This window comes from Mesorhizobium sp. Arg314 (genome assembly GCF_053714275.1).
The window spans coordinates 191,195-206,018 of record NZ_JBSKBP010000007.1 but is presented as its reverse complement, the minus strand read 5'-3'; the positions used below and the strand labels follow the sequence as shown (position 1 = coordinate 206,018).

At 64.2% G+C, this 14,824-nt stretch carries 14 protein-coding genes; 10 read left to right on the top strand and 4 right to left on the bottom strand.

What is annotated here, in order from left to right:
- The first annotated feature begins 54 nt into the window (after window positions 1–54).
- The 4 genes from ACWGS9_RS10275 to ACWGS9_RS10260 all read left to right on the top strand — a co-directional run bounded on the left by ACWGS9_RS10275 (window position 55) and on the right by ACWGS9_RS10260 (window position 4,971).
- Entirely contained in the window at window positions 55–753 is a 699-nt protein-coding gene (locus ACWGS9_RS10275; protein ID WP_454505136.1) for an ABC transporter ATP-binding protein, read from the top strand.
- Window positions 753–3,293 carry an ABC transporter permease gene (locus ACWGS9_RS10270; RefSeq protein WP_454505135.1) on the top strand — a complete coding sequence of 847 codons (2,541 nt, stop codon included), beginning with the start codon at window positions 753–755 and terminating at the stop codon, window positions 3,291–3,293. Before ACWGS9_RS10275 ends, ACWGS9_RS10270 begins: the two co-directional genes overlap by 1 nt.
- Before the next feature lie 229 nt (window positions 3,294–3,522).
- Entirely contained in the window at window positions 3,523–4,263 is a 741-nt protein-coding gene (locus tag ACWGS9_RS10265; RefSeq protein ID WP_454505134.1) for a Bax inhibitor-1/YccA family protein, read from the top strand.
- A 117-nt stretch (window positions 4,264–4,380) separates the two neighbouring features.
- Window positions 4,381–4,971 carry a GNAT family N-acetyltransferase gene (locus ACWGS9_RS10260; RefSeq protein WP_454505183.1) on the top strand — a complete coding sequence of 197 codons (591 nt, stop codon included), beginning with the start codon at window positions 4,381–4,383 and terminating at the stop codon, window positions 4,969–4,971.
- Window positions 4,972–5,055: 84 nt separating this feature from the next.
- On the opposite strand, the gene ACWGS9_RS10255 is transcribed toward ACWGS9_RS10260, so the two are convergent.
- Window positions 5,056–5,442, bottom strand: coding sequence for a DUF2794 domain-containing protein (locus ACWGS9_RS10255; protein WP_454505133.1), 387 nt, complete (start codon window positions 5,440–5,442; stop codon window positions 5,056–5,058).
- 564 nt (window positions 5,443–6,006) lie between these two features.
- Window positions 6,007–6,810 carry a DUF1223 domain-containing protein gene (locus ACWGS9_RS10250; RefSeq protein WP_454505132.1) on the bottom strand — a complete coding sequence of 268 codons (804 nt, stop codon included), beginning with the start codon at window positions 6,808–6,810 and terminating at the stop codon, window positions 6,007–6,009.
- 184 nt (window positions 6,811–6,994) lie between these two features.
- On the opposite strand from ACWGS9_RS10250, the gene ACWGS9_RS10245 reads away from it, so the two are divergent.
- On the top strand, window positions 6,995–7,666 hold the full coding sequence (locus ACWGS9_RS10245) for a ceramidase domain-containing protein (RefSeq protein ID WP_454505131.1): 672 nt from the start codon (window positions 6,995–6,997) through the stop codon (window positions 7,664–7,666).
- A 62-nt stretch (window positions 7,667–7,728) separates the two neighbouring features.
- On the opposite strand, the gene acnA is transcribed toward ACWGS9_RS10245, so the two are convergent.
- Window positions 7,729–10,419 (bottom strand): aconitate hydratase AcnA, encoded by a 2,691-nt coding sequence (gene acnA, locus ACWGS9_RS10240; protein ID WP_454505130.1) that lies wholly within the window; start codon window positions 10,417–10,419, stop codon window positions 7,729–7,731.
- A 284-nt stretch (window positions 10,420–10,703) separates the two neighbouring features.
- Between acnA and ccmA the strand changes: the two genes are divergently transcribed.
- From ccmA to ACWGS9_RS10220, 4 genes are all read left to right on the top strand, one after another.
- Entirely contained in the window at window positions 10,704–11,306 is a 603-nt protein-coding gene (gene ccmA / locus ACWGS9_RS10235) for a heme ABC exporter ATP-binding protein CcmA (RefSeq protein ID WP_454505129.1), read from the top strand.
- Window positions 11,307–11,532: 226 nt separating this feature from the next.
- Complete coding sequence (ccmB, locus tag ACWGS9_RS10230; RefSeq protein WP_454505128.1) at window positions 11,533–12,198, top strand: heme exporter protein CcmB; 666 nt, start codon at window positions 11,533–11,535, stop codon at window positions 12,196–12,198.
- 205 nt (window positions 12,199–12,403) lie between these two features.
- Window positions 12,404–12,571, top strand: a complete 168-nt coding sequence (gene ccmD / locus ACWGS9_RS10225; protein ID WP_454505127.1) for a heme exporter protein CcmD — start codon at window positions 12,404–12,406, stop codon at window positions 12,569–12,571.
- On the top strand, window positions 12,568–13,146 hold the full coding sequence (locus tag ACWGS9_RS10220; RefSeq protein WP_454505126.1) for a DsbE family thiol:disulfide interchange protein: 579 nt from the start codon (window positions 12,568–12,570) through the stop codon (window positions 13,144–13,146). Before ccmD ends, ACWGS9_RS10220 begins: the two co-directional genes overlap by 4 nt.
- Before the next feature lie 157 nt (window positions 13,147–13,303).
- Here the strand turns inward: ACWGS9_RS10220 and ACWGS9_RS10215 are convergent, their stop codons facing one another.
- On the bottom strand, window positions 13,304–13,468 hold the full coding sequence (locus ACWGS9_RS10215; protein WP_181177681.1) for a hypothetical protein: 165 nt from the start codon (window positions 13,466–13,468) through the stop codon (window positions 13,304–13,306).
- Window positions 13,469–13,761: 293 nt separating this feature from the next.
- On the opposite strand from ACWGS9_RS10215, the gene ACWGS9_RS10210 reads away from it, so the two are divergent.
- On the top strand, window positions 13,762–14,682 hold the full coding sequence (locus ACWGS9_RS10210; protein WP_454505125.1) for an SMP-30/gluconolactonase/LRE family protein: 921 nt from the start codon (window positions 13,762–13,764) through the stop codon (window positions 14,680–14,682).
- Window positions 14,683–14,824: the final 142 nt, after the last annotated feature.

Here is a 14,824-nt window from a genome sequence, read left to right as displayed (position 1 = left end):
CCCAAGGAGGAGACACGGGCCGTCTCCTTTTTCCACATATAGGGCGCTTTCATTGTGACAGAAGCCGTCATCGCATTGAGGGATGTATCGCTGACGCTCGGCGAGGGCGCGTCCTCCGTCCATGTGCTGAAGGGCGTGAGCCTGGATGTGGGCGCCGGCGAGGCCACCGGTATCGTCGGTCCGTCGGGTTCGGGCAAATCTACTTTGCTCATGGTTCTTGCGGGTCTGGAAAGGGTCGATTCGGGCACGGTACGAGTAGCCGGCGAGCTGCTTAACGGCAAAAGCGAGGATCGAATTGCATCGTTTCGTGGGCGAAACATTGGCATCGTCTTCCAGTCCTTCCACCTCATTCCCAATATGACGGCGCTCGAAAATGTCGCGGTGCCGCTGGAGCTTGCCGGCCATGCCGATCCGTTCGGCGTGGCCGCGCGGGAGCTCGCGGCGGTCGGCCTGAGCGACCGTGTGACGCACTATCCGGGCGAGCTTTCGGGCGGCGAGCAGCAGCGCGTGGCGATCGCCCGGGCGCTGGCGCCGTCACCGCGCATCCTTATTGCCGACGAGCCGACCGGCAATCTCGACCAAGCGACAGGCAGGCAGATCGCCGACCTTTTGTTCGCCAAGGCGGCGGAGCGCGGCATGACGCTGGTGCTGGTCACGCATGATCCCGCGCTTGCCGCGCGCTGCGCGCGCCAGGTCTCGATGCGCTCGGGGCGGATCGAGGATGCGCCCAAGCCGGCGAAGGTGCCGGCCTGATGCGAACACTGAAGCTCGCCATCCGCTTCTCGTTGCGCGAGATGCGCGGCGGCCTGTCCGGCTTCATGATCTTCCTTGCCTGCATCGCGCTGGGCGTCGCGGCGATCGGCGGCGTCAATTCGGTGGCGCAGGCGATCTCCGCCGGCGTCGCCAACCAGGGCCAGACGCTGCTTGGCGGCGATCTACGCTTCCAGATCAATCAGCGCAGCGCTTCGGACGCCGAGCTCGGCTTCATCCGGAGCCTCGGCACGGTCTCGCAGAATTCCGGAATGCGCTCGATGGCGCGGCTGGAGGACGGCTCCGACCAGGCGCTGGTCGAAGCCAAGGCGGTCGATGAGGCCTATCCGCTCTACGGCGCGCTGGAGACCGATCCGCCGCTGCCGAAAGAAGAACTGTTCGGCGAAAGGGCCGGCGTGTTCGGCGCCGTCGCGCCCGATCTTTTGTTCGACCGGCTCAATCTTCATATCGGCGACAGGTTGAAGCTCGGCAGCGCCATTTTCGAGCTGCGGGCCAGGCTGGTCAGCGAGCCGGATGCGGTGTCGGACGGTTTCGGCTTCGCGCCGCGGCTGATGATCTCGAGCGCGGGGCTTGCCGCATCCGGCCTGGTGCAGCCCGGCAGCCTGGTCGAGAACGCCTATAGGGTGAGGCTGCCCGACGGCACCTCAGAGGCGCGGATCAAGGATGTCCAGGTTCAAGCCGCGAAGGACTTTCCGCAGGCCGGCTGGTCGATCCGGACGCGCAGCAACGCCGCCCCCGCGCTCTCCGCCAACATCGAGCGTTTCTCGCAGTTCCTGACCCTGGTCGGGTTGACGGCGCTGGTGGTCGGCGGCGTCGGCGTGGCGAACGCCGTGCGCGCCTATCTCGACGGCAAGCGCGCCGTCATCGCCACCTTCAAGAGCCTCGGCGCCTCGGGCGGCTTCGTCTTCACCGTCTATCTCGTGCAGATCCTTTTGATCGCAGGCCTCGGCATCGTGCTCGGGCTCATCCTGGGCGCAGCGATGCCTTTCGTGGCGAGCGCGCTTCTGCAATCGGTCATCCCGGTGCCGGCGCAAGGCGGCTTCTACGCGAGCGCGCTCGCCATGGCGGCGCTGTTCGGCCTGCTGGTGACGCTGGCCTTCGCTCTGCTGCCGCTCGGCCGCGCCCGCGACGTGCCGGCAACCGCGCTGTTTCGCGAGATGGGTTTCGAAAGCCGAGGGCTGCCGCGCCTGCCCTATGTTGGCGCTGCGCTGGCAATCGTCGTCGCGCTGGCGGCGCTGGCGATCCTTTCGGCCAACGACTACCGCATCGCCTCGATCTTCGTCGGCGCGACGGTCTTTGCTTTCCTGGTGCTGCGGCTGGTGGCGGCGCTGGTGCAGTGGGTCGCAAAAAAGAGCCCGCGGGTGCGTTTCGTTTCGCTGAGGCTCGCGCTTGGCAATATCCATCGGCCCGGCGCGCTGACGCCCTCGGTGGTGCTGTCGCTCGGCCTCGGCCTGACGCTTCTGGTGACGCTGGCGCTGATCGACGGGAACCTGCGGCGGCAGATCTCCGGCAGCCTGCCGGAGCGGGCGCCCAACTTCTTCTTCGTCGACATCCAGAGCAGCGACGTCGATGCCTTCGCCAGCCTAGTCGGCAAGGAGGCACCGCAAGGAACGCTGGTCAAGGTGCCGATGCTGCGCGGCCGCATAATGGCGCTCAACGGCGTCGACGTCGACAAGGTGAAGATCCCGGCCGACGGCGCCTGGGTGCTGCGCGGCGACCGTGGCCTGACCTATGACGCCAAGCAGCCGGAAAATGCGACGCTGACCGAAGGCATTTGGTGGCCGCAGGATTATTCCGGCGAGCCGCTGGTGTCGTTTTCGGCCGAGGAAGGCAAGGCGATCGGGCTGAGGCTCGGCGACAGCGTGACGGTCAATGTGCTCGGCCGCAATGTCACGGCAAGAATAGCCAATTTCCGCCAGGTGCAATGGGAGACGATGGGCATCAACTTCGTCATGGTGTTCTCGCCCAATACCTTTGCCGGGGCGCCGCATGGCTGGCTGGCGACGCTGACCGACAGGCAAGCCACCACGGCCGACGACGGAAGGCTGCTCAATGCCGTCACGCGTGCCTTTCCGGCGGTGACGACGGTGCGGGTCAAGGACGCGCTGGACATCGTCAACCGGCTGGTCGCGCAGCTCGGCACGGCTATCCGCGCGGCCGCCGGCGTGGCCTTGATCGCGTCGGTGCTGGTGCTCTCGGGCGCCCTGGCCGCCGGCAACCGGGCGCGCATCCACGATGCGGTCGTATTGAAGACGCTCGGCGCGACAAGGCGGACGTTGATCACCGCCTTCTCGCTGGAATATGTGCTGATCGGCCTTGCGACCGCGCTGTTTTCGCTTGTCGCCGGCGGCATCGCAGCCTGGTTCGTGGTCGCCCATATCATGACGCTACCATCGCATTTCATGCCGGAAGTCGCGGTGGCAACGATCCTGGCTTCGCTGACGGTGACGGTCGGCATCGGCCTTGCCGGCACCTGGCGGGTGCTCGGCCACAAGGCGGCGCCGGTGCTGCGCAACCTCTGACCCGGCGGGCCCAGAGCCGTTGGTCCGGTTAAATCTTTGTAAGAATGCAGGCGACAATGGCCAGAAACCCGGCTTTTTGCCTTCTCACAAAGGGTTACGCCTCGTTACCGTCTTGTTCTTGACGTCAAGAACCATCATATTTCGCGGCAGGCATGCTGGAGCCCTGCCAGCGGCGCCTGGTCCCAAAGGACCTGTCACCGGACGGGGCAGAAGCAACAGAGGATTTCCAATGGCTGATCCCATTCGCAACTACCAGACGTCCGCCGCCTCCGGCGCGCGCGTCGATATCGATCAGGGCCTGCGCGCCTATATGATCAAAGTCTATAACCTCATGGGGCTTGGCCTGCTCATCACCGGCCTTGCCGCCTGGGGTGCGTTCCAGCTCGCCATCACCGGCGACGGACAGCTGACCGCCTTCGGCCAGCTCATCTATGCCAGCGCGTTCCGCTGGGTCGTCATTCTGGCGCCGCTCGCCGCCGTGATGTTCCTGTCGTTCCGCATCCAGTCGATGAGCGTAGGGGCGGCGCAGGCCACCTTCTGGGTCTATGCCGGCCTTGTGGGCCTGTCGCTGTCGACGATCTTCCTCGTCTACACCGGCACCAGCATCACCCAGACCTTCTTCGCCACGGCCGCGGCCTTTGGCGGTCTGTCGCTCTACGGCTACACGACCAGGCGCGACCTGTCGGCGTTCGGCTCGTTCCTGGTCATGGGCGTGATCGGCCTGCTGATCGCGATGCTGATCAACATCTTCCTGCAGTCGTCGGCGCTTGGCTTCGCCATCTCGGCGATCGGCGTGCTGGTCTTCGCCGGCCTCACCGCCTATGACACGCAGGCCATCAAGGAGATGTACTACGAGGGCGATCAGTCCGATGTCGCCGGCCGCAAGGCGATCATGGGCGCGTTGAGGCTCTATCTCGACTTCATCAACCTGTTCATGTTCCTGCTGCAGTTCATGGGTCAGCGCCGCTAAAGGCGGTTACCCGGTCTCACTCTGGACTATAGACTTACAAAGGGCGGCCCAACGGCCGCCCTTTGCTTTTGTGTGCTCCTCTGCTCTCATCGAGGCAGGGAACAAACTGTATCAATGATAAGCAATATTGCGATCAGAGTCGCCACGCCGGCCGACCTCGACCGAATCACGGAAATCTATGCCGACGCGGTCGCGCATGGCACGGCGAGCTACGAGCTGGAGCCGCCCAGCCGCGTCGAAATGGGCAACCGATTCGACACCTTAGCGGCGGGCGGCTTTCCCTATCTGGTGGCGCAGAAGAGCGGCATTGTGCTCGGCTATGCCTATGCCGGACCGTTCCGGCCGCGCCCAGCCTATCGATTCGTCATCGAGGATTCGGTCTATGTCGCGCCCGAGGCCAAAGGGCAGGGCGTGGGCTCGCTGCTGATGCAGGCGCTGATCGAGACGGCACGCGCGGCGGGCTTCCGCCAGATCATCGCGGTGATCGGCGACGGCCATGCGGACAGCGCTTCGGTGCGGCTGCACGAGAAACTCGGCTTCCGCCATTCCGGGCGCCTGGAGGGATCGGGCTACAAGCACGGTCGCTGGCTGGACACGGTGTTCATGCAGCTGTCGCTGAATGGCGGCGCGGAATTGCCGCCCGATCCCGAATCATTGCCGGAACGGAGGTTTCGGGACTCAAGGGGAATTGAAGAACTGAAGAATTGAAGAACAAGGAGGGGGCGGCCACTGCGTCAGGCGCCAAGCGCCCTTTTCCTCAGTTCTTCAATTCTTCAGTTCCTCAATTCCCCTTCACGCCTCGACGACCCTCAGCTTGGGATCGAACACGCCAAGCACACGGCCGAGTTCCTGGCCGCGTTTCAGGATGCGGCCGCCGGCGGCGATGACGGCGAAAGCGCCTTGCCGGCGCGCCAGCTTCGGGTCCTTGACGATCTGGAACAGCGGCACTTCGCTGGCCCGGCGGAAGACGGAAAAGACTGCGCGATCAGTGAGATGATCGATGGCATAGTCGCGCCATTCATTGGCCGCCACCATGCGTCCGTAAAGCCTGAGTATCTGGTCTAATTCGCGCCGGTCGAATCGCACCGGCTGATCGAGGCGTGCGCTGCGCGCCTCGTGCAACGGGATCAATATTCCGGATGCTTCCCCATCCTCCGTCCCGCTGCTGCGATCGGTCATGCCTCGATCCTTCGATTGAATCATGCGCCGGCCAAGGTTCGCGCTTTCATGATGGAATTGCAAGGGCACGATGGCATTGCGAGGGCCGGCTAAGCACGCGCACGGTCGCGCGGTTTCCCAAACGTCCAGTCACGTTTGCGAAACACATGTTGGAATTGGTGATGTTCCGCCATATTCTCGCCACAAATAATCCGCGCTCATGCCCCAATGTCCGACGAATTTACCGGCGTTGCCTGAGACGGTTCGGTCCGGCACCGGCTCGTAAACCCCAAGCCCCCCGCCCACGGGTCAGCGTCGGATCGAACCAACCTCGGTTTTTCCTTGGAAAAATCAGGTGCGACGATCCCAAAACCTGAATAACCGGCGTCAGAAGCAAGCTGACGCCGGTTTTTTATTGGGCTGGCGGGACTCTCCTTCTCCCCTTGTGGGAGAAGGTGGATCGGCGCGACAGCGCCGAGACGGATGAGGGGTGTTCCAGCGGAGTGAGACGTGGGTGTTCCCTGGAACACCCCTCATCCGTCGCCTTCGGCGACACCTTCTCCCACAGGGGGAGAAGGGAAAAAGCTAGAGACGATCCGGTTTGCGGATGAAGGCGGCGCCGAGGATCGGCCCGGGCATGCCGTCCTTGCCGACCGACTGCAGCAGCACGGCGCAGCCGCCCTTCTTGGCGATCTCGGTCATCGGCAATTCGTAGCGCTGCGCCTTGCCGTGCCACATGCCGGCGGTCTGGATGTCGGAGACCGCGTTCCAATAGGTCAGGCTGCGGCCGCTGTTCTCGCCCTGGCCGATCTGCACCATCTGCGGCCGATCGAAATAGACGATCACCACATGGGCATCGGTCGGACCGTTGCCGGCGTCGCCCGCGTCGATCATGACCCGGTCGCTGGTGCGGCTCACCTTGATGCCGACGCGCATGCCCTCGCCGGTCCTGTCCATGCGGGCCAGCGCGCCGTCGACCTCCTTGCGGCTGGCGCCGTTGACGTGGCTGCGGCCGTTGATGACGGCTTGCGGCGTATAGACCGAGCGGCTGCCGAAGGAGCGCATGTAATCATACTGCCGCTCGGTGTTTTTCTTGGTGCTGAGCGTGTCCTGCCAGCCGAGATAGTCCCAGTAATTGACGTGGTAGGCGAGCGCTACGATGTCGTCCTTGCCGGCGAGCTCGGCGAAGAACTCGTCGGCCGGCGGACAGGAACTGCAGCCCTGGCTGGTGAACAATTCGACCACGCCCAAAGGCTTTTCGCTTTGGCCCCTGTCGGTCTGCGGCTTGTCGGTCGCGGCCTTCTCAGGCTCGGCTGCCAGGGCCACGCCGCCCAACGCCGTAAGGGCCAGCGCTAGTGCCGCAAGCCGCAATCGTCCTCGAAATGCCATGACTTTTCCAATTCCCGCCGGTGACGCCGGCCTTGTTCTGATTGCTAAAATATGTGGCAGAAGCGACAGTCAACGGGAAGTCACGTTGCAGTGAAATTTTGCGGTTGCAACCTCAGGTAAGGGGGCAATAGGAGAGGCCATTGCATTTCACGGCGTGGTTCGATTCGGGAGCAGCATCTTCACTATGTGGCAAACTCTCCTGACCCCCGTCGATCTCTATTGCGAACGGACCGGGCCTGGACTCTGGGCAGAGCCGGCTAATGCTTTGACCAACCTGGTTTTCATTGCCGCGGGACTGTGGGGCGTCCGGCAGGTGCGGCGGTACAAGACCGGTGCTTTCGCCGAAGTGCTGGCCTGGTGGGTGGTGGCGATCGGCATCGGCTCGGCCCTGTTCCACACCTTCGCCACCAAAGGCACGATCTGGGCCGACATCCTGCCGATCGCCAGTTTCACGCTGGCCTACACGCTGTTCAACCTGCGCCGCTTCCTCGACATTTCATGGGGCAAGGCGATCCCGGTCTTCATCGCCTTCTATGTCGTCGCCGGACTGATCACCTTTGCCGTGCCGGACTGGCTGCGCCAGGCTTCGAACGGCACCACCAGCTACCTGCCGCCTTTCCTGGCGCTTGCCTTCTTCGGGGTGTGGGTAGCAGCCACCGGCAACCGGGCCGGCTGGTACAATCTGACCGGGTCGGCGATCTTCGTCGTCTCGGTCATCTGCCGCATGGTCGACCCGATCGTCTGCGCCAGCTTCCCGCTCGGCACGCATTTCCTCTGGCACGTCTTCAACGCGCTGATGCTCGCCGTGCTGCTGGCGGCGACGGCAAGGTTCGGGGCGCCGAAGCTTAGGCAGTAGGCAGTAGGCAGTAGGTATCCTATTTCCCTACTGCCTATTGCCTAAGCCCTACTGCCTGGCCGCTACGCGGCCAGATCGCGCAGCACGTATTGCAGGATGCCGCCGTTCTTGAAGTAGTCCAGTTCATCCAGCGTATCGATGCGGCAGATGATCGGCACATTCTTCACCGTGCCGTCGCCAAAGGTGACCTTGGCGACCATCTTTTGGCGCGGCTTGATCGCGTCCAGCCCGTCGATCTCGACCAGCTCGTCGCCCTTCAGATTGAGGGAGGCCCATGAGGTGCCGTCCTCGAAGACGAAGGGGATGACGCCCATGCCGACCAGGTTGGAGCGATGGATGCGCTCGAAGGACTGGGCGATGACCGCGCGGACGCCAAGCAGGTTGGTTCCCTTGGCCGCCCAGTCGCGCGAGGAGCCGTTGCCGTACTCGACGCCGGCGAAGATGACCAGCGGCACGCCTTCCTGCTTGTATTGCATCGCGGCGTCGTAGATCGACATCTCCTCCTTCGAGGGGTAGTGGATCGTGTAACCGCCCTCGCGGCCGTTCTCCCCCAGCATGTGGTTGCGGATGCGGATGTTGGCGAAGGTGCCGCGCATCATCACCTCATGATTGCCGCGCCGCGTGCCGTACTGGTTGAAGTCGGCGACGCCGACGCCATGCTCGGTGAGATATTTGCCGGCCGGCGAGGCGGCCTTGATCGAACCCGCCGGCGAGATGTGGTCGGTGGTGATCTTGTCGCCGAACAGGCCAAGCACGCGCGCGCCCTTGATGTCGCCGACTTTGCCGAAGGAGCGGCCCATGCCGGCGAAATAGGGCGGGTTCTGCACATAGGTCGAGTGATCGTCCCAGGCATAGGTCTGGCCTTCCGGCGCCTTGACCTTCTGCCAATATGCGTCGCCCTTGAAGACGTCGGCATATTTGCGCGCGAACAGCTCGCGGGTGACGTTCTTCTCGATGAACTCCTGGATCTCGGCCGAAGTCGGCCAGATGTCCTTGAGATAGACCGGCTTGCCGTCGCTGCCTTCGCCGAGCGGCTCGGTGGTGAGGTCCTTGGTCACCGTGCCGGCCAGCGCATGCGCGACCACCAGCGGCGGCGAGGCGAGGTAGTTTGCCTGTACATCGGGCGAGACACGGCCTTCGAAGTTGCGGTTGCCGGACAAGACCGCGGCAGCAATCAGGCCCTTATCGTTGATGGTCTTCGAGATCGGCGCCGGCAGCGGGCCGGAATTGCCGATGCAGGTGGTGCAGCCGAAGCCGACCAGGTTGAAGCCGATCTGGTCGAGCTCCTTCTGCAGGCCCGACTTCTCGAGATACTCGGCGACCACCTGGCTGCCGGGGGCGAGCGAGGTCTTGACCCACGGCTTCTGCTTCAGGCCGCGCCGGTTGGCGTTGCGGGCCAAGAGGCCGGCACCGATCAGCACGCTCGGATTGGAAGTGTTGGTGCAGGAGGTGATGGCGGCGATGACGACGTCGCCATGGCCGAGATCGTAGTCGGTGCCTTCGACCGCATAGCGCTTCGAAATCTCGGCGGCCTTCTTGTATTCGGTCTCCATCGCCTTGGCGAAGCCGGCGGGGATATCCTGCAGGGCGACGCGGCCTTCGGGCCGCTTCGGGCCGGCCATCGACGGCACGACGTCGCCGAGGTCGAGCTCAAGCAGGTCGGTGAAGACCGGATCGGCCGAGCCGGTGTCACGCCACATGCCTTGCGCCTTCGAATAGGCTTCGACCAGCGCGATGCGGTTCTCTTCACGGCCGGACATCGTCAGGTAGCGGATGGTTTCCGAGTCGACCGGGAAGAAGCCGCAGGTCGCGCCATATTCGGGCGCCATGTTGCCGATGGTGGCGCGGTCGGCCAGCGTCATGTTGGAGAGGCCGGGGCCGAAGAACTCGACGAACTTGCCGACCACGCCCTTCTTGCGCAGCATCTGGGTGACGGTGAGCACCAGGTCGGTGGCGGTCACGCCCTCCTTCAACTTGCCGGTGAGGCGGAAGCCGATGACCTCGGGCAACAGCATGGAGACAGGCTGGCCGAGCATCGCGGCCTCGGCCTCGATGCCGCCGACGCCCCAGCCGAGCACGCCGAGGCCGTTGATCATGGTGGTGTGCGAATCGGTGCCGACGCAGGTGTCGGGATAGGCGACCGCCTCGCCGTCCTCTGCGTTGGTCCACACCACCTGTCCGAGATATTCGAGGTTGACCTGGTGGCAGATGCCAGTGCCGGGCGGCACGACGCGGAAGTTGCGGAACGCCTGCTGGCCCCATTTCAGGAACTTGTAGCGCTCTTCGTTGCGCTCATATTCGAGCTCGACATTGCGGGCGAAGGCCATCGGCGTACCGAACTCGTCGACGATGACGGAGTGGTCGATAACGAGGTCGACCGGCACCAGCGGATTGATCTTCTCCGGGTCGCCGCCGAGCGCCTTGATGCCTTCGCGCATGGCGGCGAGGTCGACCACCGCCGGAACGCCGGTGAAATCCTGCATCAGCACGCGGGCCGGGCGATAGGCGATCTCGACGCCGGCGGTGCCCTTGTCGGTCAGCCAGGCGGCGACCGCCTGGATCGATTCCCTGGTGACCGAGCGGCCATCCTCGTTGCGAAGCAGGTTCTCCAGCAGCACCTTCATCGAATAGGGCAGCTTTGCGATGCCGGTGAGGCCGTTCTTCTCGGCCTCAACCAGGTTGAAGTAAACATAGTCGGCGCCACCTGCGGTCAGGGTGCGGCGGCAATTGAAACTGTCGAGGGATTTCGTCACGGCGATCCGTCCTTGTCTGTTCAGCCTGAAAGGGAACGGACGCCGTTGGCATGCAATCACGCGCAAAGGTGCGGGTACGGCCATTTCCGCTGTCCGTTCCCGAGCAACCCGAGCCGTTCAAGGCGGCGCGTGCGCTGGTTCGGCGCTAATCCTGTTCCCGCGCCGACCGCTGGCACGGATGAACCGCATATAGAGAATTTCCCGGAATAGTTCTAGACAGTCGAGAGACGAATTTGCGTGAGGCGGCGAGCGCCGCGAAACGGTGCTTTCGGGACGGACAAGGAATGCGGCTGATCGCCGAAAATCTGGGCGGCGAGCGCGGCGGCGAGGCGGTTTTCTCCAATATCGGCTTCGCGCTCGACAAGGGCGAGGCGCTCATTGTCAGCGGGCCGAACGGCTCGGGCAAATCGACGCTGCTGAGAGTCGTCGCCGGGCTATTGCCGGCCGCCGGAGGCAAAGTGCTTGTCGAAGGCGGCGGCGAGGCTTTCCCGACGGTCGCCTCGGCCTCGCATTATCTGGGCCATCTCAACGCGATGAAGCCGGCGCTGAGCGTCGAGGAGGATCTGGGATTCTGGCGGGCTTTCCAGGGCGAGGCGGCGTTGAGCGTCGAAGAGGCGCTGGAGACGGTGGCGCTTGGCGGGCTCGGGCATTTGCCCTTCGGCTATCTGTCTACCGGGCAAAGACGGCGTGCCTCGATCGCGAAGCTGCTGGTCAGCAGGCGGCCGATCTGGCTACTCGACGAGCCAACGGCGGGGCTGGACAAGGCGTCGGAGGAGCGGTTCGCTGGGCTGATGCGGGGGCATCTGGAGGATGGGGGGATTTTGCTGGCGGCGACGCATCTGCCGTTGGGGCTGCAGGGGGCGAAGGCGCTGAGGATGGGGGATTGATGTCGGTGCGAGGCACCCCCCTCTGGCCTGCCGGCCATCTCCCCCGCAAGGGGGGAGATTGGGAGCTTGACCGCCGGCGCCCATCTTTCGACCTTGGAGATTGGCGAAAGCCGACGCGACATCCAATCTCCCCCCTTGCGGGGGAGATGTCCGGCAGGACAGAGGGGGGTGCGAAGGAACGCGACGTTTGTAAGAAAAGCGATCGTGCGAAAGAGGTGCTTAGCCGATGCTAGCCCTCTTCCTGCGCGATATCCGCCTTTCGATCCGCGCCGGCGGCGGGGCGTTGATCGGCGTGATCTTCTTCCTCGCCGTCATCATCACCATCCCGTTCGGCGTCGGACCCGACCTCAACCTCTTGTCGCGCATCGGTCCGGCGATCCTGTGGATCGCCGCGCTGCTCGCCTGCCTGCTCGGTCTCGACCGCCTCTTCCAGGCCGACCGCGAGGACGGCTCGCTCGATCTTCTGGTGCTCAATAGCGACCGCCACATGCTGGCGCTGACGGTGCTGACGAAATGCCTGGCGCATTGGACGGGCAGCGTGCTGCCGCTGGTGGTCGCCGCACCCCTGCTCGGCCTGTTCATGAACATGGAGCCGCTGGGCATCGGCGCCACGGCGCTGACGCTGTTTGTCGGCACGCCGGCCATCACCTTCATAGGCGCTGCCGGCGCCGCTGTCGCGGTGGCGCTGCCGCGCGGCGGGCTCTTGATCTCGGTGCTGGTGCTGCCGCTCACCATTCCGGTGCTGATCTTCGGTGTCTCGGCCAGTTATGGCGCTGTCGCCGATCCGGCGCCGTTCCTGCAGCCTTTCCTCATTCTTGCCGCGCTGACGCTGTTTCTTGCCGTGCTGGGCCCCTTGGCGGCGGCGGTGGCGCTGCGGCACGGGACGGATTGATGCGACAAGGGCGACTGCGGCACCGCGACAAATTGCGGGACGGCAGCGGCGGAGCTATTCCAGGAAAAGTGTGAGCGGTTTTCCGTCCGGAATTGCGTCAAAACAAGGAAATAGAGCGGATCGTCGTTTCCGTGAAACGGTGAAACCCTCTAAGGGAAGACATGATTGAAGCGATTGGCACGGCGGAGAGTGGGGAGCGGCTGACATGAGCGCGCACGCCCTGTTCGTAACCGCCGCTTATGCCATCACGGCCGTCGTGCTCGCCGGGCTGATCGGCTGGATCCTGCTCGACCAGCGGGCGCGCAAGCGCGAGCTCGCGGCGCTGGAAGCGGCCGGTGTGCGTCGGCGCTCGAACAAGGCCGTCAAATCATGAGCCCCGAAAGCCAAGCGCCGGCGCCGCGCCGGCGCCTGTTCGTGCTCCTGCCGTTGCTGGTGTTCCTGGGGCTGGCGGGGTTGTTCCTGTCGCAGCTTCTGTCAGGCCGCGATGTCGCTGAAATCCCCTCGGCGCTGATCGGCCTGCCGGCGCCGCAGACCAGCCTGCCGCCACTCGAAGGCGTGAACCTGCCTGGGCTCGATTCCAAAAACTTCGCCGGCAAGGTGACGCTGGTCAATGTCTTCGCATCATGGTGCGCGCCGTGCCGCGAAGAGCATCCGGTGCTTCTCGGCCTGTCGCAGGACAAGCGCTTCACGCTCGCGGCGCTGAACTACAAGGACCAGCCGGAAAACGCCCGCCGCTTCCTTGGCGATCTCGGCAATCCGTATCAGGCTATCGGCGTCGACCCGGCCGGGCGCGCGGCGATCGATTGGGGCGTCTATGGCGTGCCGGAGACCTTCGTCATCGGCAAGGACGGCAAGATTGCCTACAAGCATGTCGGGCCGCTGACGCCGGAGTCGGCGCGGGACCTGTTGTTGCCGCAGGTCGAGAAGGCGCTGGCGGCGCGGGGTTAAGGCGCCCCCTCATCCGGCCGCTACGCGGCCACCTTCTCCCCGAGGGGAGAAGAGGTTGGCGCCGGCGCTTACTTGCTCCTCTCCCCTCGGGGAGAGGTCGGATTGCCCCGAATTGCCCTTCGCAATTCGGTTGGCGATCCGGGTGAGGGGCGATCGCTCAGCCGTAGATCTGCTTGTGGACCTGGTAGAGCATCTCGGAACGGTCGGCGCGCAGATCGGCGAGATCGCGGCTGGACAGGTTCTCGATTTCGGCGACGAGGCGGTTGTAGTGGCGGCGCTTGGCCATGCTGGCGCGGGCGCGAGAGACAAGGTTGTCGAACATCACAGGGCTCCTTCTGTGCCGCATTGGCGGCCGGTTATTCCTCCCTGATCGATTGCCAGCATGACATAGGAATGGTGCATTGCAAAAGAAAGATGTTGCAATGCACCATTGCAATTAGCGCATAGCCGGTTAATTCCGAACTAACAGGCCATGCGCCCAGCGCGGCATGCAAGGGCGCCCACTTCGCCCAGTTCTTCTCCGTTTTTGTCATACAAATTGCCGGCTTGCCGTCTTGCCAGATTGGTTGCGGGCTGGCTTGATCCACCCCGTCACGTGATGCCGGGAGGAAATGCATGGCGGCCGCAGACTATTACGAGGTTCTCGATCCGCGCTTCGCGCGCCTGTTCAACGGCAGCGCGCAGGTGGAGAAGCTTTTCACCGGATGCCGCTGGGCGGAAGGGCCGGCCTGGTTCGCCGCCGGCCGCTATGTCGTCTGGTCCGACATCCCCAACAACCGCATGCTGCGCTATGACGAGACCGACGGCAGCGTCAGCGTGTTCCGCCAGCCATCCGGCAATTCCAACGGCAATACCGTCGACCGGCAGGGCCGGCTGGTGACCTGCGAACATTCCGGCCGCCGCGTCAGCCGCACCGAGCATGACGGCTCGGTTACCACCATCGCCGACAAATGGAAAGGCAAGCGGCTGAACTCGCCCAACGACGTGGTGGTGCGTTCCGACGGCTCGATCTGGTTCACCGACCCGAGCTATGGCATCGACACCGATTATGAGGGCGACAAGGCCGAAAGCGAGATCGGCGCCTGCAATGTCTATCGCGTCGATCCGGATACGGGCGATGTCGAGGCGGTCATCACCGATATGGTGCGGCCGAACGGGCTTGCCTTCTCAACCGACGAAAGCCTGCTCTATGTCGTCGACACCGGCCGCACGCATGGCGAGAAGAACCCGGCTCATATGCGCGTCTTCACTGTCGGCAAGCACGGCAAGAAGGTTTCGGGCGGCAAGGTGTTCGCCGACTGCACGGCAGGCCTGTTCGACGGATTCAGGCTCGATTCGGACGGACGCATCTGGACAAGTGCGTCCGACGGCATCCATTGCTACGATCCGGACGGCACACTGATCGGCAAGGTCAAGGTGCCGGAAGTGACCGCCAACTGCGTGTTCGGCGGCAACAAGCTCAACTGTCTCTACATCGCCGGCACCACCTCGCTCTATATGGTTCGGCTGATGGTGAACGGGGCCAAGACCTACTGAGGCGAGACTGTTTGGAAATTCTACTCCGGCGGCCATCTGCCGGCGTTTTCTGCGCTTCCGGCCTTCGCCGGCCGAAGCACTCATGCGTGGTCGCGCGGTTGCGGCTACGGTCGGCGTAGGCCGGTTCTCGAAACCGCCACCA